Source organism: Nostoc sp. (assembly GCF_036918015.1).
Taxonomy (GTDB): domain Bacteria; phylum Cyanobacteriota; class Cyanobacteriia; order Cyanobacteriales; family Nostocaceae; genus Nostoc.
In genome coordinates this window covers 20,020-42,107 of the sequence record NZ_JBALEO010000085.1, presented here as the reverse complement: position 1 = coordinate 42,107, position 22,088 = coordinate 20,020, and the positions used below count along the sequence as shown (strand labels likewise).

Genomic DNA, 22,088 nt, shown 5'->3' with positions numbered 1-22,088 from the left:
ATTCATTCTTCCTCCGTTGCCAGGGCGTTAACTGCTGCTGCCGCGATCGCACTTCCACCGCGCCGACCGTGTAAGGTTAAAAATGGTACATTTCTGCTATCTGCTGCCAGTGCGGCTTTTGATTCTGCTGCACCGACAAACCCCACTGGAAAGCCTAAGATAATCGCAGGTTTAGTAGCTCCTGCATCGAGCATTTCTAACAGGCGGAACAGTGCTGTGGGTGCATTCCCAATTGCAATTACTGAGCCTTCTAGGTGCGATCGCCATAATTCTAGGGCTGCCGCCGACCTTGTAGTACCCATACGCTGGGCAAGTTCTGGCACTTCTGGCTCGTTGAGGGTACAGATAACTTGATTGTTTGCAGACAACCGCCGTCTGGTAACGCCATCGGCAACCATTCGGCAATCGCACAGAATTGGCGCTCCTGCTGCTAATGCTGCTCTTGCGGATTGTACTGCTGTTGGTGAATATCCCAAGTCTGTCACAATATCCGTCATCCCACAGGCATGAATTAGACGCACAGCAACTTTTGCTACATCTGGTGGCAGCACATCTAGGTTTGCTTCTGACCGGATAATTGCAAAGGAATTACGGTAAATTTCGTTGGCATCTCGGATATAGTCGGACATTCGAATTTTGGATTTTAGATTTTAAATTTTGGATTGATTTGTTAGTTAGTATAGATACTTCTTTTTTAATAGAAAAATACCTAATTTAATTAACCACAGAGACGCAGAGAACGCAGAGTCAGAGAAAGGGAGGAATCAATCATCTGTATTTATCTGTGGTTCCATTTTCTAAGTGTTTATCAAATAACTGCTGTAATTGTGCTATTGGATATCCATTAGCAAATTCCCCAAAGGACTCATCAGAATTTAAGCGTTGAATTTTATATACATATAACATCCGCTCTATTAATGCAGGTAGTTCGGCAAAAGTTACATATTGATATAGTTCGCGTCCGAATTTCTGATTGCTGTCACCAACATAAATGTGATAGCCTTCCACTGTTCTATTTTCAGCCTCAATGCTGACGCCGAGGAGAGTAATATCACTTTTGCTGTGCTGGGCACAAGATTTTTCGCAGCCAGTGAAGTGAATATTAACTGGGTAATCGAGAGTAACGCGAGTTTTAAGATACTCTGCCAATGCCAACGCATGACTTTTGGTGTCAGTGGCAGAAGCGGCGCAACCCTTTTTTCCAGAACAGGCAACTAATCCACCCTTGATGTTGGTTGCAGAAGAATCTAATCCCAAGAAAGCAATTTCACTTTGGACATCAGCAACCCATTGCTGAGGAATATCTGTAAGGAGCAAATTTTGCCAAGGGGTTAGCCTGAGAGTTCCACTGCCGTATTTTGCTGCTAAATCTGCTAAACCCCGCATCTGTCTACTTTCCAATCGGCCAAGAGGCAAGACGACACCAATGTAAAATAAGCCTTGCTGATGTTGGGGATGGATGCCAATATGCTGATATTTCGCATCTGACCTCTCCCCCAACCCCTCTCCTTGTAGGAGAGGGGAGAATTTCTCCCCCTTCCCTTGCAGGGAAGGGGGTTGGGGGGTTAGGTCTTTTCTGATTTCACTGTACAAAAGAGAAAAAGGTAGACGCTGTTCAACTTCATGAAAATAATTTTTACAACCCAAAGTATTCAATAACTCTCTCAAACGTAGCCGCCGCTTACTCGTAGGATGACTATAAGCTAGATAGACATCCGCCAAAGCTGCCAAGACGGGCAAACAGTCTTCTGGTGGTAACAAAATTCCCGTATCGCTGGGGGGTTGACCTTTGTCGCCAACACTGAGATAGAGGCGAAAGTAAACATTATCGTTAAGTAAGACAGCTGCAAAGGCGATATCATTCAAGCGATCGCACACCTGAATTATCCCACCACCATCAAAGCAAACGCTAAATTTGGCCGACAGTCCCGAAAGCGCCGGATGTGCCGCAATATAATCATCCCAACTTTTGACAAAGGGGCGAGTGTCGATTAATTCTTGGGGATCGATACCAGCAGTTGGACTGGTCATAATATTGCGGATTTGGTCTACAACAGTATTGCCAGAACCCAATCCCATATTTTGTAAGTACTTCAGAACCTCAGCATTTATCCCGGTGCGGATTTCACGAACTTGCAGGTTAGCCCGATTAGTTACATCTATATAACCGCCACCGTGCTGTTCTGCTATATCTGCGATCGCACGGCACTGCTGACTACTAATAATTCCACCTGGTATTCTAACGCGAGATAATATACCATCTGCGGCGGGAGTAGGATAAAACAAGCCAGGACAAGTGGCAAATCCAGAAACCAAACTTAGAACTCCTTCCCCGTGCAACGCAGGGAGTAGACGGTGAGTGTGTCTTGAGGACATCCTGAGAGTTGGCATTCTGACTTGGGTCATCCCATCACAGCTGCGGCACAGTCCCGGAATTTCACCGGAGTTTCCCAACTCCCAGCTTTAGTATTTAGATTTTGTTTAGGTTATAGATTTTAACCAGACATCATCCAGATAATCATCTTACATTACTATAGCCAGAAATTTTAACTAAGCTTATCCACTACCGATCGAAAGATATAGCTCTTGAAGCTAGTCTATAAATTGAATTTAGTTATGGCTCAGGCAGGAATGCTTGAGCCTTTTTGCTGCAAAACTTGCTTTAGAAAAAATTAGGCGGTCTAAGTTGAGGTTTTTTCGTACTCATGATTTTTTGAATTTTGAATTGCTTACACAGCTTGGGGTTTGAGTAAATCTGTTTTGGTAACAAATTCACTGAATGTACTTGCAACCTGCTGCGGTAATGCAATGCTTGGGGTTTGCACTGGTAAGCGAGGAAACAGTAATTCTGCGACTCGATAGGCTTCTTCGAGATGGGGATACCCTGAGAAAACAAAGGTATCAATTCCTAAATCGGCATATTCCAGCATTCGCGCTGCAACTGTGTCTGGATCTCCAACTAAGGCAGTCCCAGCACCTCCACGCACTAAGCCCACACCTGCCCATAAGTTGGGGCTAATTTCTAAGTTTTTGCGATTACCTTTATGCAGTTGAGCCATGCGGCGTTGTCCTTCTGATTCAGATTGAGCAAACCGCTGATGTGCAGCAGCGATGCTTTCATCATCGACATACTGAATCAGTTCATTAGCTGCATCCCAAGCTTGTTGCGTAGTTTCGCGGACTATAACGTGCATCCGAATCCCAAAACGTACCGTTCTACCTTGTTCTGCTGCTAATTGGCGTACCTTGGCAATCTTTTGAGCAACTTGATTTGGTGGTTCACCCCAAGTTAAATACACATCAATGTGTTTGGCAGCAACTTGGAGCGCCGCATCTGAAGAACCACCAAAATATAAGGTGGGATAAGGCTTTTGTACGGGAGGAAATTGGAGTTTTGCGCCTTGAACTTGCAAGTGGCGACCACTATAGGTTACTTCTTCACCTTGCATCAGCGATCGCCAAATTGTCAAAAACTCATCTGTGAGTTCATAACGCTGATCGTGATCTAAGAAAATCCCATCTTTTGCAAGTTCTTTTGTGTCGCCACCAGTGACAACATTCAGAATAATTCGACCATTAGAAATCTGGTCAAAAGTAGCAGCCATTCTCACTGCCAAAGAAGGCGACATAATTGCCGGACGAAAGGCTACAAGAAACCGCAAGCGTTCCGTAACTGAAATTAATGAAGTAGCTACAATCCAAGTATCTTGTTTTTGTCCAGTACCAATTAACATCCCGCCATAGCCCAATTTATCAACAGCTTGGGCGATTTGTTGCATATAGGGATAAGTGGCTGGTCGCCTGCCGATTGTAGTACCTAAATAACGCTCATCTCCCTGTGTCGGCAAATACCAAAAAACTTCCATTTTCTTATCTCCTGGCGCTATTTCTGGCTAATGGTTTCTGGTGTTATAGCTGCATATTGTTCGCTAGTCAGCATCGCTTCCTTAATATTGATGGGTTTAGGAATCACTTTTTCTTTGGCAAACAAATCTGCAATTTTCTGTTGTTTTTCCATAATTTCAGGCGTAATTGGTCTTATACCGTAAGTTCGCCTTTCAACCATTGTTGTTAAAATATCTTCATCAATTTTGAGGTGAGGAATAGTCAGTTTTACAACTTCTGCTCGGTTTTTCTCACTCCATTGACCTGTGTTGTCTATCTCCTCAAGAACTAATCGCACTAATTTCGGGTTTTCTGTGGCAAATTTTCGCGCAGCCATATAATATCCGCCCTGAGTAGAAATCCCACTAGCATCTCGCAAAACACGAGCATTGGCCTTTTTTTGGGCCACGGCTAAATAAGGGTCCCAAGTTACCCAAGCATCTATTTTGCCTTGAATAAAAGCATCACGAGCTTCTGAAGGAGGGAGGCTAATAGCTTGAATATCACTATATTTCAAACCAGCCTCTTCCAAAGCTTTGATTAATAAGTAATGGGAAGCAGAACCCTTTTGAAAAACTACTTTTTTCCCTTTGAGATCGGCTAAAGTCCGAATCGGTGAATTCTTTTGAACGATAATTCCGCTTCCTTTACCAGTACTGGGCTTATTACTAGCAATATAAACTAAAGATGTACCAGCAGCTTGGGCAAATATCGGGGGAGTCTCGCCTACAGAGCCAATATCAACTCTACCCACATTCATCGCTTCCATCAGTTGCGGCCCGGCGGCAAATTGCGCCCATTCCACAGAAACACCTAAAGGCTTTAGACGTTTTTCTATCAATCCTTTAAGTCTGAAAATATCCCCAGAACTTTGATATCCCATTCGGACAACTTTGGTTTTCAACCCAGTGGTTTGACTTTCTGAATTTGGAGTTTGGACTGAGCAACTGATTAAGGTGGTTGAGATTGTTAATAATCCAGGTAAAAGGAATAGTGAAAAACCTTGGAAAATCTTAACTCGTGGCTGGTTAAAGGCGGGAATCATGGACGTGATACTTTGTTTTTTATTTGCTTTTGACTAGTCGTAGAGGCGCACAAATGTGCGCCTCTAGTGTTGTATTGCTCGTAACCTCAAGATTTAGACTTTTTGAAGCTGAAGGTTCTTTTGGAACAGTTCTTGAACGTTTTTCCAAGCATCGGCAGCAGCTTCGGCATTGTAGCTGGCGCGATGATTGCAGAAAAAGCCATGCCCTGCACCGGGATAACGGAAGATAGCATGAGTAATCTGATTTTTCTTCAATTCAGCCTCAATCTGTTCTGTATGTTCTAAGGGGATTCCCTGATCGTCAAGACCAAAGAAGGCGTAAATGGGGCCTTTAATCTCTGGAGTGCGGGTGATGGTTGGTTCTCCACCGCCGGGAGTTGAGTTGGGAATACCGCCACCATAGAAGGAAGCTGTAACTTTAATATCTGGTAAGGTGGCAGCTAGATAAACGACATGACCACCAAAACAGAAACCAATAGAGCCGATCGCATCTCCTTGCACATTTGGTAAGGTTCTTAAATAAGCGATCGCAGCTTTAATATCACTCAATATTTCATCGGCTGTTGTCTGCTCTTTATATCCTCTACCTTGCTGGACATCTTCAGGGGTATAGCCACCCTCAAAACCGGGGGCGGTGCGTTGAAATAATGTCGGTGCGATCGCCACATACCCCTCTTTGGCAAATTTCTCAGCAACTTCCCGAATGTGAATATTAACCCCAAAAATTTCCTGAATCACAATAACGGCTGGGAAGGTTCCCTTTTGGGCTGGTTCAGCCAAGTAAGCATCAATTTGCAAATCCCCGTTAGGGACTTTAACTTGAGCAGTGCGAATTTCTGTGTTTGTCATCTTAGGATTAGCCTGTAATTGCTTTCAGGACGCGATATTTTATGGTAATTTTTGTACAATACTACTTAAAATATATCGATTTGCCGTAGTTTAAGAGTAGTATTTCACAAACAATGTGCAAAGGCAAGTCCTTTGATTTAGAGATGTAGATGAATATAAGACCATATCAAGAATCTGATGCTGAATTAGTCAGTGCTTTGTGGGATGAGGTGTTTCCTAATAATCCGTCGCACAGCAGCCCAAAATTGGTAATCAGTCAGAAGCTTGCTGTACAGCCAGAGTTGTTTTTCGTTACTGAGATTAACTCTGTAATTGTAGGCACTATCATGGCAGGATATGACGGGCATCGCGGTTGGCTATACACAGTTGCGGTCAGTCCTCAGTATCAACGGCAGGGTGTTGGTAGCAAGCTAGTGCAGCACGCAGAGAAGGTATTGATAGCGATGGGATGCCTCAAAATCAATCTTCAAGTTCGTGTCTCCAACACAGAAGTAGTTGAGTTTTATAGAAAACTTGGCTATCTCATTGAAGAACGCATCAGTATGGGAAAGCTTGTCGCATAGATGTTTGGTGAGTTTGAACAGAAAAACTTTAGAAATACGCCAGTATTACGGCAAAAGGTGATTGTAGCTGTACCAAATTTAACCCAAATTAGGAGAAAAATTTATGAAGCTTAATGCAATTCATCATATTCAAGTAACCTATCCTTTTGAAGTGGAGGAAGCAATGCTATCTTTCTACAGCGAAGTTTTGGGACTGACTGAAATTGCCAGACCTGATGTGATCAAAAATGATTCAGGAGCGTGGTACAAGTTTGGAGACATTGAACTGCACGTTAGTAGAGAGGAAAACGCCAATAACCAAGCATCTAGACGACATTTTTGTTTCCAAGTCGATAACTTGAACGCCTTTGAAGAACACCTAAAAGAGCATGGGATAGAAATTATTCCCGATCGACGACCACTTCCAGGATGCGTGCGGTTTTTCCTCCGAGATCCCGGTGGGAATCGTATAGAGATTGCAGAGTTCGTTAAGAGTACTTTTGCACAGCGACAAACAATCGATTTTGTAGCCTGAAACCCTTACTGTGAATACAATCGACACCAGTCAACGTTCGCGCAGCGTCTCGTAGAGAAGTTATGACGGTTTTCAAGATTCTGGTGAGTGGTGTCGATGAGTTCAATACATTTGGAAAAAGAGCATAGAATTTTACCTATGCTTGTCAAGATTTTGTCAATCTGACTCCTGAATTCTTTTTCAAATCAACAATTTTCTCCTGATGTTTCACACGCACCAATACTCACCCAGGTACTAGAACCATCTTGCCAATGTTCTTTCTTCCATATAGGGGCATTGTGTTTGAGGGTATCAATAGCATATTGGCAAGCTTCAAACGCCTCACTCCGATGAGGAGAACCCACAGCTACTAAAACGCTGATTTCCCCAACTTGCAAACGTCCAACACGATGATAAATTGCGACTCGATTCACATCAGACATAGATAAGCGAATATCAGCAGCAATTTGATAAAATATCCGCAACGCCATCGGTTCATAAGCTTGATACTCTAGAGCAATCACAGGTTTACCATCGGTTTGATTGCGAACCATACCACTCATCACAACCACAGCACCATTGGCTGGATCGTCAGATTTGGCGTAGATTTCTTCCAGAGATAATGGCGCAAAGGTAATGGCAAAACTATCTTCGGCTCTTGGTTTAACAGCAGAGGTAAGTGTGGTTGTCATAACTGCGTTGATATTATATAGGTTTTTTCTATTGTCTCTGAAGAAAGCATTATTAGTCTATCTTGAGTGGCTTTAGTTAATGCTTGTGGGCAAAAGAGGATTTTTGAAGTTGATAAATTTTGTTGCTTATCAGGATAGCAATTAAGGGTTAAAATTCTCTTGCCATAGTAAAAGTAATTTTATTTGTTAGCAAAAAATGATTGTAACCAAAATCTTTTAAAATCTTTTAAAATCACTAAAATTCACTGTTATCCCCCTTAAGATATATTATTATAATTAGAACAATCAAGTTATCTGCTTGTTTGCTTATTTGAATAATCCAATGGTGATTTGATTGAGCTATCAAGTGCAGTCAAGGCTGAATTGCCCACAAAAGTCTATGTGATATTTGGTGGCAATGCTTACCTACAGAAAGCGCTACAAATCCACGTTTATGAGTAACACGAGGGCAAGTGATCATTCAGCAATAGTTAGGAACAATCTAATGAAATCTTTCGTGTCTAACAAAGAATCAGCGAGGCTTGAGGCTCTGCATCAGTACGAGATTCTCGACACTCCACCAGAAGAAGCATTCGACGATCTAGCGTTTTTAGCCACACAGATTTGTAACACACCGATCGCCTTGATTAATCTAATTGACGCTAACCGTCAGTGGTTTAAAGCCAAGGTGGGGTTGGATGTACCGGAAATGCCACGAAATAACGGTTTCGGCTCGATTTGTATGGAAAGTGGCGAAGTTTTGATTATTCCCGACACCTTGGCTGATGAACGATTTGCGATAAATCCCCTAGTTACTTCTGCTGAATTTGGTGCGAGATTTTATGCTGGTGTTCCTTTGTTAGCACCGGGAGGAGAAGCGATCGGGACTCTGTGTATAGTCGATCGCGTACCACACCAAATCAATCCCCAACAAGTGGAAGCATTGCAAACTCTTAGCCGCATGATAGTTAGACAACTAGAGAATCGGCGGAACTTAGTTGAACTGGTAAGCATCAAACAGGATTACAAGCAGGTACAAGAAGCATTACACCAAAGCGAATCTATTTTGGACAGTTGCCAACAAGTAGAACAACAAATTCACGAACAAGCAGTATTGTTGGATCTTGTCAATGATGCAATTTTCGTGCAAGATTTGTCTAAGAAAATTTTATTATGGAACAAAAAGGCTGAAGAACTTTATGGCTGGAAGTCAGAAGAAGCTATAGGCAAACAATTCGATGAACTTTTATCCACTGAAGCTTTGGCACAATATTTAGAAATTTATCAAACTGTCTTAAAGAATGGCTTTTGGCAAGGTGAGTTACATAAAACCAGCAAATCTGGAAAGAAACTGATCGTTGGAAGTCGCTGGATGCTGCTCGAAGGTGAGTATTCTCAAGTCAAATCAATTCTTGCTATTGATACTGATATTACCCAGAAAAAACAATTAGAAAAACAAGTTTTACGTGCCCAACGCATGGAAAGTATAGGCACTCTTGCTAGTGGGATTGCTCACGATTTAAATAATGTGTTATCACCAATTTTGATGTCAGTGCATCTGCTCAAAGCAAAAAACCGCGAACCACAAATTAATCAGATGCTATCAATAATAGAAAGCAATGCTAAACGTGGTGCTGATTTAGTTAAGCAAGTGCTGTCATTTGCCAGGGGAATCGAAGGCGATATCCAAGGACAAACCGCTACGCCTCAACACACCGTGCTTCAAGTCAAACACTTGATTTTAGAAATACAGCAAATTATTTTACAAACATTTCCCAAATCAATTACAGTGTACACAGAAATTCAAGAGGAATTGTTACCTATTTGTGCTGATAGCACCCAACTGCATCAGGTACTCATTAATTTGTGTCTCAATGCGCGGGATGCCATGCTTACAGGCGGAACTTTAACAATATCTGCCGAGAATATTTGGATTGATGAAATTTATGCAAGTATGCATATAGGAGCGAAAGTTGGTGCTTACATTACCTTGACAGCTGCTGATACAGGATTGGGAATTAGCAAAGAAATATTAGATAGAATATTTGAACCATTTTTTACGACAAAAGAGTTGGGGAAAGGTACAGGGCTTGGGCTATCAACAGTAATATCAATTATTAAAGAACATGATGCTTTTATTACTGTATCAAGTTGTGTAGGCGAAGGGACAAAATTTCAGGTTTACTTGCCAGCAGTTAATCAAGTTCCAATCCAGTTGTTACAAGATATAGAAATCCCGACGGGATCGGGAGAATGCATTTTGGTTGTAGATGATGAAACTGCCATTCAGGAAATTACTAAAACATCCCTAGAAAACTATAATTACACAGCAATTACTGCTGGTGATGGCATGGAAGCATTAGAAATTTACACCGAGCATCAAGAGACAATTAGTGCGGCGATTATTGATATAATGATGTCCAAGATGGATGGAGCAACTACCATTCGCACATTGCAAAATATAAATCCGCTGTTGCCGATTATTGCTGTAAGTGGACTAGTAACAAGTGAGCAAGTACCGCTCGATAAAACGGCTGAGTATACAGCCTTTTTATCTAAACCTTATACAACGCAAGAATTATTGAAAACCCTACATGCAGTTATTAGTCATTAATCTGCATTATCTAGACGATCGCAGTCATATCTACCTTTAATCTCTTGATTGAAAAAGCTGCCAATTGAGTCCGAGGAATGTAAATCTTCCCAAGTATCCTCGTCTACGCCTAAGTACTGATAAACCGCTCCACTTTGAAACTCAACTTGCAAAATCTGTTCGTTGCGATCGTAGCCTACAGCCATAGCCATTGATGAGACAACTGGTAGCATCACAATTGGTTCTTCTTCAAAGGGTAATGCAGTCGTTTCGGCAATCGCTTCGTTGAGTTCTTGCAATCCTTCATAAGCTTGTATCGGTGCCGGAATTTCTAAAAACTCTAGTTCGTTGCCTCGATCGAGCAACAACTGCAAATATCCATCAGAATGAGCGATCGCTACTAAACTGCTCAAGTCTACCTTAGATAGCTTCATTTATTTTCTACTCTCCTATTGGCGTAGTCGGGAGTGGTAAAGTTTTATGCAACATCAAGCGCTTTTATAGTACATTTATACTAAACAATCGCTTAAGTGTCAAGTTTTTCCTTCTAAGAGAGAATTTTAGGTATGTAGAGACGCTTCAGCAAAGCAGCACGCAGTGTTTTTCTCTGACATTCGGGGAAATACTCATGATAGATATTACTCCTGAATTCTCCTATAAGTACTTGAAAATTTCAACTAATCCTTGTTGTGTCTAGACTTAACTGAGTCTCTATTGCTGTTTATATCACTCAATTAGCTCACCCAAAAGGGTGAGTCATATATCAACCGATCAGATGACCTGACTGAAGGAAGTTGAGATTAATAATAAAGAGGACTCTATTACTAAGGAATAGCGATTGCATTTTACCTAAATATAACTTATGAAACTTACTAACTTAATAAATTTGGCAGTGATTTTTGCTTCTATCACTCTTGTACCTGGAATCGCTGGCGCTCAAACAGCTACTACCAAAAACAGTGAAACAATAGCTGTTAACTCTAACAATTTATCCACTAACTCGACTTCTGCGAATTACCTCCAGCCCTTTAATCTAGTCACTTTTGCTTATCAAGGAGGTCTGCAAGAACATGGTATTCCTAGCGGAGAAGCGCTAGTACTTAAAACTCTAAATAGAAATATTCTTGCGAAAGATTTGGTTAAAGCTGCCGTGAATGCAGATAAATTACCATCACAAGTTTTAAACGATCAAAATTATTTAAGTGCCGTTAATTTAGAACTCAACGTATTGCCAGATTATGCTGCTGCTGATTAATTTGGTTTGTCTTATATCTTTATAAGAAAGCTAAGTTTTTTAGTATGGTATATTTGTATGCTTGTTACTAAGGATAAGTAAAAGCCTTTGGTACATAGCGATCGCTGTGTATTAAAAGTATACAAGAAAGCTTGATATTGAAAAATAATTTATAAATTTTGACATAAGTTGCATTTATCCTGTGCTAAAGCTATAGAAAATTGTATAATCGACAGCTTATTGAGCAAAAATTTCTATAGAGAATGACAGAAGTAATAAGATCCGGGGGCCTAAATAATATTGAGTCCATTGAGTTGGAAGAGCAGTGCTTAGAAAAAGCCAGAGAAACAGGCGATCGCAATGCAGAAGTCATTTCTTTGGCAAGTTTGGGCAATGCTTACCAGTCGCTAGGCGAGTACCACCTAGCAATTGAGTTTTATCAGCAGTGGTTAGATATAGCTAAAGAAATAGGCGATCGCTTAGAAGAAGCCAAATCTTTATCTGGGTTGGGTAACGCTTACCAATCACTGGGCAAATACCAGCGAGCGATTGAATTTTATCACCAGTGGTTGAGTATTACCAGGAAAATAGGCGATCGCACTGGGGAAGGTATTTGCTTGGGAAGCTTGGGTAATACTTATGAATACCTGGGTAAGTACGAGCAAGCGATTGAATTCTATCACCAGTGGTTGAGTATAACCAAGAAAACAGGCGATTGGACTGGGGAATGCATAAGCCTGGGAAGTTTGGGCAATACTTATGAATCATTGGGATCTTACCAACTAGCAATTGAATTTTACCAACAATGGTTAGGGCTGGCAAAATTCATCAGCGATCGCAATAGTCAAAGCATGGCCTTGAGTGGATTGGGCAGTGCTTATAAGGCTTTAGGAAAGTACCAAAGAGCGTTAGAGTTTTATCAGCATTCATTAGAGATCAGAATGGATCTTGATGACGGAAACGGGGAAGCAAACGCCTGGTTTAATTTGGGTTTGGTCTTAGAAAAAATCAATCGAGAATCAGAAGCGATGAATGCCTTTTGCAATGCTCACGAAATTTATCATGCAATGGGACTCGATGCCAGTCTGCAAGATTGTAACCATGCCATTGAGTTTCTTTCTCAAAAAATTGCAAGCGCAGCATCTACTTTCTGGTTGAGGAGATGGTTAAGTCATTTGTCGCAGTCGATCAAAACTGGTTCTAAATAAAGAGTGCTGAGTTCCGAGTTAAAAGACCCCTTTAATTCACTCAGGACTCACCAGGATACTTATTGAATACTGCAACTGAGTTCTTGCGATCGAAGGAAAGCACAGAAAACGGGTCTTTTCGATTCCCCATTTCCATCCCAGGAGTGCCTACAGGCATTTGAGGGACAGTTAAACCAACAACATTTGGCTTTTCTTGAAGCAGACGTTTGATGTCGCCTGCGGGGACGTGTCCTTCGATGACATATCCATTAACAATTGCTGTATGGCAAGATGACAAGTTATCCGGCACGTTGTACTTTTGTTTGACTGTTTCGATGTCAGTTGTTGAAAAATCTGTGATTTTAAAACCTTGTGTCTTTAAGTGCTCAATCCACCCGCCACAACAGTTACAATCGGGACTGTGATATACAGTGGCATTTAGCACTGTTGATTTTGATAGTGTCTGTTGCTCCTGGATGTGCGTAGTGCTAAAAACAGCTTGAGCATGACTCATAGGAGCAGTGCTTCCCAAGATGCTCAACACCCCTAATGTTAGAATCACTATTTGCACAGTGGCAGGCATCAAGATGGGAAGTAACCATTTTTGCCAGCAATAAATCAATAGTTTGTGCGACATTTGATACTTCCTAAATACAACATTGCTTCCAAAACACTCTGCGCTCCTGTGCGTTTAGAAAGACTACGATTTTACATAAAAGAGATATGAGTAAAATTAAATATGTGTTATCCATAACTCTTGTAAAAGATAGCAGTGCTATGTCTCTATATTCATTTTTGCTCATATCTCTAAAAATGTACTATATCCTATAAAGCAAAAGCGATTCCTTATTAGTCATTATATTTTCATGAAAACAAATGGAGCGATGTCTACGATGGTCACTGAGCTTGTCGTACCACTTGCCTACGGCACGCTCCGCGAACGTGGAAGCAAGCTACGCGCAGCGTCTCGTAGAGAAGTGCGGGCTACGCCTAAGCTTTTCTTGAGGCGATCTCCCATGATTGATATTTTGGTGGCTAGTCACTTCAAATACTGTTCGGTTAAGAGACGCGATGAATCGCCGTCTCTACAATAATCAGTCTACAAGTCTGAAATAATTCGTAATTCCATTGTTAATTACGAATTACGAATTACGAATTATTTATTAATTAAAGACGTGATGGTGTTAAAAACTAATTGTTTGTGGCTTGAAGCTCGATACACTATCCCAATAATTAACCTGGTTAATATTCACCTTGAGCAAAGCAATATCAGGTTCGTCCAGTCCTTTCGGAAACCAAGTTTGAAGTTCCGGCTTCCATAGCTCTCGCAACTTGTTGCGGTCTTTGACGAGTTGTGCTGTACCTGAGATAGAAACGTATCGCTGCTGTTCTGGTGATGAGAAACTAATATTAACCTGCTCATGGTGTTCAATTTCAGTCACCTTATGGGAACCAGCATAAGTAAAAAACCAGAGTATACTATCAGAGTTAATCTCACCACTCTTTGACATAGGGTAACTATGCAAGCTGCCATCATCATCGACTGTGGTAAACATACCATAATCAATATCTTTGATTAGCTCATGCAGTTTTTTAATCTGTTGATCGCGGTCTGTAGAAGTTGTCATTGTTTGTACTTTTTTCTCTATTTATCTAATTTTTTCTGGGCTGTAATTTTTGATTACAACCAGATTTAATGCTGATACAGTTATTTTTCAGTATTAACCTTTTTAGTTTCAATTGCGTGAGCCTAAAGGTGTAATTATAATAAAAATAGCTTTTTTAGTTATATCTATAGAGATATTGGTTGAGAGTGACTTTTACAATCAGACGCCCCAACTCCATGTAGAACTGTCAAACAACCGCCAGTTACCGAATCAACTGTCATCAGTCCAACTTAGTCAAATACTCCATATAACTACAGCCTTTAGTACTGTATAATTTCAATAACTTTATTAATCACCTCTGGTAATGATTCAGGTTTTATTTGACCTGCTTGATATAAAACAATTTCTCGATCGGCAGTAAAAATTCGATTTGGTCTGATATTACTTGGCTGATTCAATCGACCTTAGCTAAAATTACTATTATTCAGTTCAATAGCATAGATATCACTAACTGATTGGCTAGTAATTTGGCAAAGAATCAGGTCATTCCCCTGAAGTGTAGCAATAACTAAAGCAGGTCTGCGTTTTGTCTGAGTTAAGTCTGAAAAGGGAAATGGAACAATAACAACATCTCCTTTTACAAATCCTGCCATGCTGTATCTTCCTCTGGTTTTAACCAATCTTTTTGCAGTGATGATTCACTCATAATGGTGATTTCTAAAATTTTATCTTTTTGGTACTTTGCTTGTAAGAATTGAACAAAATCTAAAATTTCCTGTAACAGAGGTTCAGGTAATTTTTCTAGTTCTTGTGTAATCTGTTCTTTAAGCATAATTGTCTGATTATGTGTTTGGGCAATATCTAAAATAATATTTATCATATCTATTTTTGAATAAAAATATAAAATCAAATAAATCCTTGCAACTGTAAAATTTTATATAACACCAGTAGCGATCGCAGATCGTCTTGACAATAGTTATTACATTGGCGATCGCCACTCATGACCTGTTATTTGCGTATTAAAGTATTAAAATTTACGCAGCAAAGTATTTTTACCCTAAAATGTTAAAATTATACCCTATGAATGAGCCTCTTCAACCCATAGCAGGAGTATCACTTTCCATTCAGCGTCTACTATAAACAAGCAGGAAACCAAATTGCAGGATATCTGTCTTTTAAATTATGGACTGGAAGTACAGGTGGAAAAATGGTTATCGGCCAAGCCGAGACGAAGCAGCAAAAAATCCTCATTTGTTAGATGAGAATCAGTTCGAGAACGAACAAGACCGAAAGCTTGCTGAAGAAACTGCAAGGAAGCATTTGGGCGTACCTGCACCAACTTTAGACGAAGATCAATCAATACTACCTCATGCAGCTTCGCCTAATGAAAAGGTTTAATACTAACGATATAGGCATTTTTTGTCTATATCTGCTCCATACCATTATCAAGTTTAACAAAATGCAGATTTCTCAACTTTTCAGTCGATTAAACAATAAAAAATTTAGTAAGTTACTCACTGAGACAGTAGCTTTAAGCTTAGGCGCTATCGTTTTATTTTCAACTACTAATGCTAATGCCGCCGAGCAAGTTGTTTTAAAGTATGGTACTTTTCAGGGGCAAATATCGGTTGAAGAATTAACTCAGTTTACAGAAACTGGCGAAACTACTCCAACATTAAGAGCTTATTTACAGGCGGCACAACAAGATCCCGCAGTAGCTCGTAAGGCACTGAAAGCACCAATAAAAGCTGATGCTGCATTTTTAAATAGCTTACTATCTAGTTGGGCTGGGCCAATTTTAGTTAACCAAATTGGTGAGGTAGTTCATCCTCCAGCAGGAGAACTAAATCAGGAGGCATTGCGAAGTGCTTTAAGTACATCTATTCAACAAAATGGTGAAGTTACACTACTTGGAGCCATTCAAAATTATCCAAATACTTCTGTTGAACTTGAAGGAGATCGTCTCATCTCTGTTTATGAACGCCTTAGCAGTCTTGCAGAACTCTTATAATGATTACTTCAGACAATAGATTTGTCATGAGATGATTTGTTTAGTGTCTCAAGAGTGATGAATTTTAGTCACTATTAGGATTAAGTTAATACTGAAGAGTCTATCTTAGGGTTCATACCCTGTTACTTAGAAATTCCCTAACCTAAATGTAGAGTTTAGTCTAAGAATAGGAAAAGGATTTTTATGACAACCGATATTTCTAGAGATACTAACAAAAATGTTAATGGATCGCTGATAACAGGTGTTCTGTTGAGTATTTTAGGGGTTATTGCGATCGCAGCGCCTAACTTCACCACCATATTCGCCGAAACTTGGATTGCAGCGATTTTGATTTTCGCCGGATTTACAAAGCTAGTTTATGCCACTCAAACCCGCGAAAAAGGAGGTTTTCTTTGGAAACTTCTTTTGAGCGGGCTTTATATTGCCACCGGCATCATGCTGTTTGTTTACCCTTATACGGGTGTTTTGACACTGACTCTGTTACTTGGCACATTTTTGTTGACTGAAGGCACATTCGAGTTAATTCTGGCATTCAAGTTGCGTCCACAACAAAACTGGACGTGGATATTAACTAATGGCATTATTACCCTCGTGTTAGGTGCAATGATTTGGTTCCAGTGGCCCTTCAATGCGCCTTGGCTAATTGGGACATTAGTTGGTGTCAGCATTATTTTTAGTGGCATTTCACGCGTGATGCTGGCGTTGAATGGGCGTTCTACCTTAAGTGGAGAACTACCTTAAATAGAGAATAGACAATAGGGAAAGGTTTTCTAAATGCCTAATCCCTAATCCCCGATACCAAAAAAGTTTACAAGACATTGCAGCAGCGATGCCTACCCCTGGCTATGCCTACGCCAACAAAATTGCTAAATTAACAAAGGAAATCAAAATCAAGGCCAGCTAGCTGCAATTAACAATGGTATCTATTGCTACTCCCTTCTCGGATATTCAAAACCATTGGGCACGCTCATTTATTACAGCCTTAGCCCAACGCGGTATTGTCAGTGGGTTGCCTAATGGCACTTATCGCCCCGATAATTCACTTACCCGTGCTGAATTTGCCGCTATTATCGCCAACGCATTTGGGACAGTTTCCAAGAAGCGGCAGTATGTTCCCTTTGTTGATGTACCCACGAATTATTGGGCAGCAGCAGCCATCAAAACAGCTTACGAAAAAGCATTTATTAGCGGGTTTCCTGATAAAACTTTCCGTTCTGCTAACCGAATTACTAGAGTAGAAGTCTTAGTTTCCTTGGTAGCAGGCTTAGAAATTGCTACCAAGATAAAACCTGACCTCCTCTCAAAACTCTCACAAATTTATCAGGATTCTGTTCAGATTCCTGAATATGGTAGAAATCACGTAGCTATTGCCACCAGCGCTGGATTGGTGGTTAGTTTTCCAAATATTAAATTACTCAATTCTAATCTCGCAGCCACTCGTGCAGATGTGGCAGTGATTATTTATCAAGCCCTGGTGTATTTAGGTCAGGCAGAAAAAATTGCCTCTAGTTACCTAGTACAGCCGCCAATATTAACGCCGACACCGACACCGACACCGACACCAATTCCAGCACCAACTCCAACTCCAATACCAACTCCAACGCCAACACCTATAGGTAGTGTTAGGGTAAATCATAGCCGGGAATTCCGGGGGGCATGGGTAGTATCTGTGTGGAATGGTGATTGGCCTTCCAAAGCGGGACTTTCTGTTGCTCAACAAAAAGCAGAACTTACCGAGATTATTACTAAATTACAAGCGCTAAACTTCAATGCTCTGATTTTCCAGGTGCGACCAGAGGGAGACGCTTTGTATGAATCTCAATTAGAGCCTTGGAGTGCTTGGATTACAGGAACTCAGGGGAAAGCACCAGAACCATTTTACGATCCTTTAGCGTTTGCGATCGCAGAATGTCATAAGCGCAATATTGAACTCCATGCTTGGTTTAACCCTTACCGCGCTAGCACCTCCACCGACCCTGCGAAAACAGTCCGTCCCCACATCGCAGCTACCAATCCCGAAAGCATTTATTTGTGGAAAACTCAACGCTGGATGGACCCAGGACTAAAAATAGTTCAGGATAGGGCGTATAACGTAATTCTTGATGTAGTGAAGCGCTACGATGTTGATGGCATTCACTTAGATGATTATTTCTATCCATATCCCATCGAGGGACAGTCTTTCCCCGATGATAAAACCTACGCTGCATATAAAGCAGCTGGTGGTACACTCAGCCTTGGCGACTGGCGACGAGACAATGTTAACAAAATGGTACAGCGCCTTTGGCAAGGGATTAAAACAACCAAACCCGACGTTAAATTTGGTATCAGTCCCTTTGGAATTTATCGCCCCGGCCAACCCGCTGGTATTACTGGATTAGATGCTTACAACGTACTCTATGCTGACTCAAAGAAATGGTTAGAAGAAGGCTGGATTGATTATATCGCTCCTCAACTTTACTGGCGCACAGACCAACCACAACAAAGTTATTCAGCGTTACTAAAGTGGTGGACACAGGTAAATACAAAACAAAGACACGTTTACGCTGGCAACAATTTGACAGAACCAAGCAACAAGAGTCGGGAGAGTGATGAGATTGAAAAGCAGGTGATAGTTAGTCGTAGCCAAGCTGCACAGTTATCACTGGGGAATATCTTCTTTAATCTCAGTGTTTTAACAGAAAATAGTCAGGGCATTGCTGATAAATTCCAAAGTCTGCTGTATAACAAACCTGCGCTACCGCCAACTTTGCCTTGGCAGGATACAACACCACCACCTCCACCCATTGGATTACAAGTCAATAACCGCAAACTGAGTTGGCAGCCTGGAGATAATCAGCCAGTTCGTTCCTGGACACTTTATCGGCTGAGTGGCGATACTTGGACAATTCAGCGAATTTTGTCTGCTGGCACAACCTTCGCTACCGTCCAACAAGCGGGAAGCTATGCCGTGTGTGCAGTGGATAGATTAGCCAACGAGAGTGCGGGAACAGTTATTACAGTTAGTTAAACAACAGTGCTGCCCAGATTACCCACAACTTTTATGGATACAACTGACGAATAGGCATCAGACTCGAATGGCACTAAGAAAAGCCCAAAGACTGATTGTATCTTCGTTCCCAGCCTCCAGGCTGGGAATGAGTTCCGAGAGGCTCTGCCTCTTGTCATATCATGTCCGCTTGATTGCTTATTAAACCCGAAGAACCCCACCCCGCCAAAGCTACGCTTTGTCTCCCCTCCCCGCTTGCGGGGAGGGGATTAAGGGGTGGGGTGTAATGACTGTGGTTAGCATAACTAATTACGCGAACATGATATCAAGAAATAGGAGGCGGCAGCCCTCCAAGAATGGTTTCCCAGCCTCCAGGCTGGAAGTTGGGGCAGGGGCTATATCTTAACTTAGTGCCATTCGAGTCTGACTCTTCAAGATAAAACCAGTCCGGTAATAATAGCGTAACTGAGGAATTAAAACCATCATCACCCGCTCAAACACTGATGCTGGAAATTGTTTGAATAATTAACTCTTATAAGTGAAAATCTGTTTTTAACCTTTTCATAACTTAAGATTAACCAAAATTTATCCGGTATCAGCTCTAGACTTTCTGAAGTAAGCATTGTACAAAAAAGCTAGTCAGTACAGGATGTAAATTACATGAGTCGAAAAGCCAGCAAAGTGTTTAAACAGTCTGGGGTAATTCCTTACAGAGTGAACAATGGTAAAGTTGAAATTTTACTAATTACAACTCGTGACTTTCAACACTGGGTGATTCCCAAAGGAGATATTCCTAATGGCATGAGTCCGCCTGCTTCAGCAGCCAAAGAGGCGTGGGAAGAAGCAGGGATAATTGGGCAAGTAGATGCAAATGAACTGGGAACTTACAAGTACCGCAAACAAGGCAAAATTTACTGCGTCAAGATGTATTTACTATCAGTCGATATGCTGAGTGAAGATTATCCCGAAGCAAGTAAAAGAAAACGGCAGTGGGTAGAAGTGAATAAAGCTATCAGGCGGGTTAAGTTTAATTCACTCAAACGAATCCTTAAAGGTTTTTTCCAGGTAAAATCTCAATTTTGTTCATTACGATGTTAAGTAGTGGACAGAAAAAATTAAACTATATTATACAATACAAAACTAATAAAAGGTTTGTAGTCAAAGCTCCAAACCTTACTATAAACCTTTGTTTATTCACGCCCACTTACTTAAATCCATAATAAAGCTACCCAAGTTTTTATACCGACAATTCCATCAGCCTGCAATTTTTTAGATGTTTGAAAACTAACAATTGCATTCTTAACTGATTCAGAAAAACGCCCATCAATGGCATCAGTATATAATCCAATATCTTTTAATTGCTGTTGTAATTGTTTTACTCTTAGCCCAGAATCTCCTAGCTGCAATCCATTAAATCTATTCAAATCGGCTCGACCACTAACACCAGTTACACCAGATATATCGCCTTCATATTGATGGATTAAATATTGTCCCTGCCAAGCACCAGGAATAGTTGGGTTCCTAGTTTCGTAGTGGGCAATCCATAAAGGATAACTAGCAAAATCAGATGGATTACCAAGTTCTTCTTTCCAGAAATTGGGGTAAGTATAAATAATCGGTTTGATTGGTTTTTTTGTTTGTTGTAAAAGCGCTTTTTCCACCTCTGCTAACCACAACTTCGCTGCATTAATTACAGCTTGGCTATTTACTTTGTCAGTTACCTCTACATCTATGACTGGTGGTAAGTCTCCCGGTTCTAATTTGCCCAAAGTTTTTAAGAATTCCTTTGCTTGCTGAACCGGGTCAGATGTATGAGGGTGAAAGAAATGATAAGCACCCCGAATCAGACCAACAGCTTTCATAGTTTGCCAGTGATGAGCAAAAGCAGAATCTTTGATGCTTACTCCTTCTGTGGCTTTGACAAACGCAAAAGTTTTACCAGAGTTTTTTACTGCCGTCCAATCTACTCTGCCGTCTTGATCGGCAACATCAATTCCTTCCATAGAATTTTTTAACCTTTTTGATTAGTACAATCCTGAACTTATCAGAGGCTTTGATTAAATTTATGCTTTTTCTGGGTATTTGAGTAAATTACAGAAATTTACTAGGGTTGAGTGTTAACGGCTCGTACTGGAGTCACTCTAACTTTGCCTGTACAAGGCTTGATTTGTTCTGTAAGGGTAAAGTGCTGGTAAGCATTAGGAGGTGTGATTTGAATTTTACTAGACATTGGGCAGTTTTGCTCTGGGGAACTAATGTGGTTATATGCTATCTGAAATGAGGCTTGTTTTCCAGGAGCTAGAGTTACTTGTTGTCGAGGTTGCTTACTTGCAAAGTAAGTATCCTTGGAGCGAATAACTTTAATCCCCTGCAAAGGTTGATCTTTTGCATCCAGTAGTGCCAATCCCGGATAACCGTTGAGGGTGCAAGGGGATGAGGCGTTATTGGTGAAGGCGTAGGTAAGTGCAACATTCCCAACGCCAGCATCTTCAGAGACTCGGCGCACTGACAATTGACTAGTTTCACAGCGCGTCGGATTTGTGGCAGTAGTGGCTTCAGGGGTAGAATTCTCTATAGGTTTTGCAGTCGGTGTAGGTGTTGAGGTCAACACAGCTTCTTTCGTCGGCTGCTCAGTGATTATTGGTAAGGCTTGCGGCTGTTTTGTAACAGAGGAAGAACCGACACAGCCAGTTGTCATCGCAGTTAGGAGCAACAACATACTGCTTTCCACAATTAGAATTCGCATATCATCTTTTTTTGTAGTGAACTACTTACACTGATGCTTCATATACATTGTAAGTTTCCAAATTTACAATCGAAGCTAATTTGAAGGGAGCCAGTATCCGAAGTGAAGGTACTTTCTGAGGCTACAGTGTATACACAAGTCGTATTACCCCCCTTAATCCCCCCTTATAAAGGGGGGAAATGAGATTTCCGGTTCCCTCCCCTTCACAAGGGGAGGGT

25 protein-coding genes and 1 riboswitch are annotated in these 22,088 nt (G+C 41.0%); of the genes, 11 read left to right on the top strand and 14 right to left on the bottom strand.

The features are described 5' to 3' along the window. Nucleotides 1-2: 2 nt before the first annotated feature. The 5 genes from V7K61_RS25620 to V7K61_RS25600 form a co-directional block, all read right to left on the bottom strand. The gene (locus V7K61_RS25620) at nt 3-629 is read right to left on the bottom strand and encodes a precorrin-8X methylmutase (protein ID WP_335057728.1); all 627 of its coding nucleotides are present in this window, start codon (nt 627-629) and stop codon (nt 3-5) included. Between the two features lie 139 nt (nt 630-768). Continuing rightward, nucleotides 769-2,406 carry a precorrin-3B synthase gene (gene cobG, locus V7K61_RS25615; protein WP_335057726.1) on the bottom strand — a complete coding sequence of 546 codons (1,638 nt, stop codon included), beginning with the start codon at nt 2,404-2,406 and terminating at the stop codon, nt 769-771. Beyond that, nucleotides 2,378-2,461, bottom strand: a riboswitch (adenosylcobalamin-variant (AdoCbl-variant) riboswitch). It overlaps the preceding gene by 29 nt. 268 nt (nt 2,462-2,729) lie before the next feature. Further along, a complete protein-coding gene (gene ssuD, locus V7K61_RS25610; RefSeq protein ID WP_335057724.1) occupies nt 2,730-3,866 on the bottom strand; it encodes an FMNH2-dependent alkanesulfonate monooxygenase in 1,137 nt (378 codons plus the stop codon). 17 nt (nt 3,867-3,883) lie between these two features. After that, the gene (locus V7K61_RS25605) at nt 3,884-4,930 is read right to left on the bottom strand and encodes a sulfonate ABC transporter substrate-binding protein (RefSeq protein ID WP_335057722.1); all 1,047 of its coding nucleotides are present in this window, start codon (nt 4,928-4,930) and stop codon (nt 3,884-3,886) included. 93 nt (nt 4,931-5,023) lie between these two features. Next, nucleotides 5,024-5,779 carry a dienelactone hydrolase family protein gene (locus V7K61_RS25600; RefSeq protein WP_334899878.1) on the bottom strand — a complete coding sequence of 252 codons (756 nt, stop codon included), beginning with the start codon at nt 5,777-5,779 and terminating at the stop codon, nt 5,024-5,026. A gap of 149 nt (nt 5,780-5,928) precedes the next feature. Here V7K61_RS25600 and V7K61_RS25595 point away from each other — a divergent pair, with 149 nt between their 5' ends. After that, nucleotides 5,929-6,342 carry a GNAT family acetyltransferase gene (locus V7K61_RS25595; protein WP_335057720.1) on the top strand — a complete coding sequence of 138 codons (414 nt, stop codon included), beginning with the start codon at nt 5,929-5,931 and terminating at the stop codon, nt 6,340-6,342. Between the two features lie 103 nt (nt 6,343-6,445). Then, entirely contained in the window at nt 6,446-6,856 is a 411-nt protein-coding gene (locus tag V7K61_RS25590; RefSeq protein ID WP_335057718.1) for a VOC family protein, read from the top strand. A 185-nt stretch (nt 6,857-7,041) separates the two neighbouring features. Here the strand turns inward: V7K61_RS25590 and V7K61_RS25585 are convergent, their stop codons facing one another. After that, a complete protein-coding gene (locus tag V7K61_RS25585) occupies nt 7,042-7,527 on the bottom strand; it encodes a molybdenum cofactor biosynthesis protein MoaE (RefSeq protein ID WP_094350603.1) in 486 nt (161 codons plus the stop codon). Between the two features lie 484 nt (nt 7,528-8,011). On the opposite strand from V7K61_RS25585, the gene V7K61_RS25580 reads away from it, so the two are divergent. After that, nucleotides 8,012-10,120, top strand: a complete 2,109-nt coding sequence (locus V7K61_RS25580; RefSeq protein WP_335057716.1) for a hybrid sensor histidine kinase/response regulator — start codon at nt 8,012-8,014, stop codon at nt 10,118-10,120. On the opposite strand, the gene V7K61_RS25575 is transcribed toward V7K61_RS25580, so the two are convergent. After that, a complete protein-coding gene (locus tag V7K61_RS25575; RefSeq protein ID WP_322662161.1) occupies nt 10,117-10,533 on the bottom strand; it encodes a KTSC domain-containing protein in 417 nt (138 codons plus the stop codon). The genes V7K61_RS25580 and V7K61_RS25575 overlap by 4 nt on opposite strands. A 428-nt stretch (nt 10,534-10,961) precedes the next feature. On the opposite strand from V7K61_RS25575, the gene V7K61_RS25570 reads away from it, so the two are divergent. After that, nucleotides 10,962-11,354, top strand: coding sequence for a hypothetical protein (locus V7K61_RS25570; RefSeq protein WP_335057714.1), 393 nt, complete (start codon nt 10,962-10,964; stop codon nt 11,352-11,354). A gap of 242 nt (nt 11,355-11,596) precedes the next feature. Continuing rightward, nucleotides 11,597-12,541 (top strand): tetratricopeptide repeat protein, encoded by a 945-nt coding sequence (locus tag V7K61_RS25565; RefSeq protein WP_335057712.1) that lies wholly within the window; start codon nt 11,597-11,599, stop codon nt 12,539-12,541. A 40-nt stretch (nt 12,542-12,581) separates the two neighbouring features. On the opposite strand, the gene V7K61_RS25560 is transcribed toward V7K61_RS25565, so the two are convergent. After that, nucleotides 12,582-13,157, bottom strand: a complete 576-nt coding sequence (locus tag V7K61_RS25560; protein ID WP_335057710.1) for a DUF411 domain-containing protein — start codon at nt 13,155-13,157, stop codon at nt 12,582-12,584. A 247-nt stretch (nt 13,158-13,404) separates the two neighbouring features. On the opposite strand from V7K61_RS25560, the gene V7K61_RS25555 reads away from it, so the two are divergent. Next, nucleotides 13,405-13,614 carry a hypothetical protein gene (locus V7K61_RS25555; protein ID WP_335057708.1) on the top strand — a complete coding sequence of 70 codons (210 nt, stop codon included), beginning with the start codon at nt 13,405-13,407 and terminating at the stop codon, nt 13,612-13,614. Nucleotides 13,615-13,704: 90 nt separating this feature from the next. On the opposite strand, the gene V7K61_RS25550 is transcribed toward V7K61_RS25555, so the two are convergent. From V7K61_RS25550 to V7K61_RS25535, 4 genes are all read right to left on the bottom strand, one after another. Further along, nucleotides 13,705-14,148 (bottom strand): pyridoxamine 5'-phosphate oxidase family protein, encoded by a 444-nt coding sequence (locus V7K61_RS25550; RefSeq protein WP_335057706.1) that lies wholly within the window; start codon nt 14,146-14,148, stop codon nt 13,705-13,707. A gap of 299 nt (nt 14,149-14,447) precedes the next feature. Next, nucleotides 14,448-14,585 (bottom strand): hypothetical protein, encoded by a 138-nt coding sequence (locus V7K61_RS25545; protein WP_335057704.1) that lies wholly within the window; start codon nt 14,583-14,585, stop codon nt 14,448-14,450. Nucleotides 14,586-14,591: 6 nt separating this feature from the next. Continuing rightward, nucleotides 14,592-14,780: a type II toxin-antitoxin system PemK/MazF family toxin gene (locus V7K61_RS25540; RefSeq protein WP_335057702.1), complete on the bottom strand. Its 189-nt coding sequence runs from the start codon at nt 14,778-14,780 to the stop codon at nt 14,592-14,594. Then, a complete protein-coding gene (locus V7K61_RS25535; protein ID WP_257236308.1) occupies nt 14,765-15,007 on the bottom strand; it encodes a DUF2281 domain-containing protein in 243 nt (80 codons plus the stop codon). The genes V7K61_RS25540 and V7K61_RS25535 overlap by 16 nt, the downstream gene beginning before the upstream one ends. A 302-nt stretch (nt 15,008-15,309) precedes the next feature. Between V7K61_RS25535 and V7K61_RS25530 the strand changes: the two genes are divergently transcribed. The 5 genes from V7K61_RS25530 (at nt 15,310) to V7K61_RS25510 (ending at nt 20,222) form a co-directional block, all read left to right on the top strand. After that, entirely contained in the window at nt 15,310-15,525 is a 216-nt protein-coding gene (locus tag V7K61_RS25530; protein WP_099101350.1) for a bromodomain-containing protein, read from the top strand. A 61-nt stretch (nt 15,526-15,586) separates the two neighbouring features. Beyond that, complete coding sequence (locus V7K61_RS25525) at nt 15,587-16,138, top strand: alpha/beta hydrolase (RefSeq protein WP_335057699.1); 552 nt, start codon at nt 15,587-15,589, stop codon at nt 16,136-16,138. Nucleotides 16,139-16,321: 183 nt separating this feature from the next. Continuing rightward, nucleotides 16,322-16,879: an HdeD family acid-resistance protein gene (locus V7K61_RS25520; protein WP_335057698.1), complete on the top strand. Its 558-nt coding sequence runs from the start codon at nt 16,322-16,324 to the stop codon at nt 16,877-16,879. Nucleotides 16,880-17,054: 175 nt separating this feature from the next. Further along, nucleotides 17,055-19,145 carry a glycoside hydrolase family 10 protein gene (locus V7K61_RS25515; RefSeq protein ID WP_335057696.1) on the top strand — a complete coding sequence of 697 codons (2,091 nt, stop codon included), beginning with the start codon at nt 17,055-17,057 and terminating at the stop codon, nt 19,143-19,145. Nucleotides 19,146-19,784: 639 nt separating this feature from the next. Next, entirely contained in the window at nt 19,785-20,222 is a 438-nt protein-coding gene (locus tag V7K61_RS25510) for an NUDIX hydrolase (protein ID WP_322739032.1), read from the top strand. A 110-nt stretch (nt 20,223-20,332) separates the two neighbouring features. Here the strand turns inward: V7K61_RS25510 and V7K61_RS25505 are convergent, their stop codons facing one another. Next, nucleotides 20,333-21,127, bottom strand: coding sequence for a GH25 family lysozyme (locus tag V7K61_RS25505; RefSeq protein WP_335057694.1), 795 nt, complete (start codon nt 21,125-21,127; stop codon nt 20,333-20,335). 101 nt (nt 21,128-21,228) lie between these two features. Continuing rightward, nucleotides 21,229-21,870 carry a DUF4232 domain-containing protein gene (locus V7K61_RS25500; RefSeq protein ID WP_335057692.1) on the bottom strand — a complete coding sequence of 214 codons (642 nt, stop codon included), beginning with the start codon at nt 21,868-21,870 and terminating at the stop codon, nt 21,229-21,231. Nucleotides 21,871-22,088: the final 218 nt, after the last annotated feature.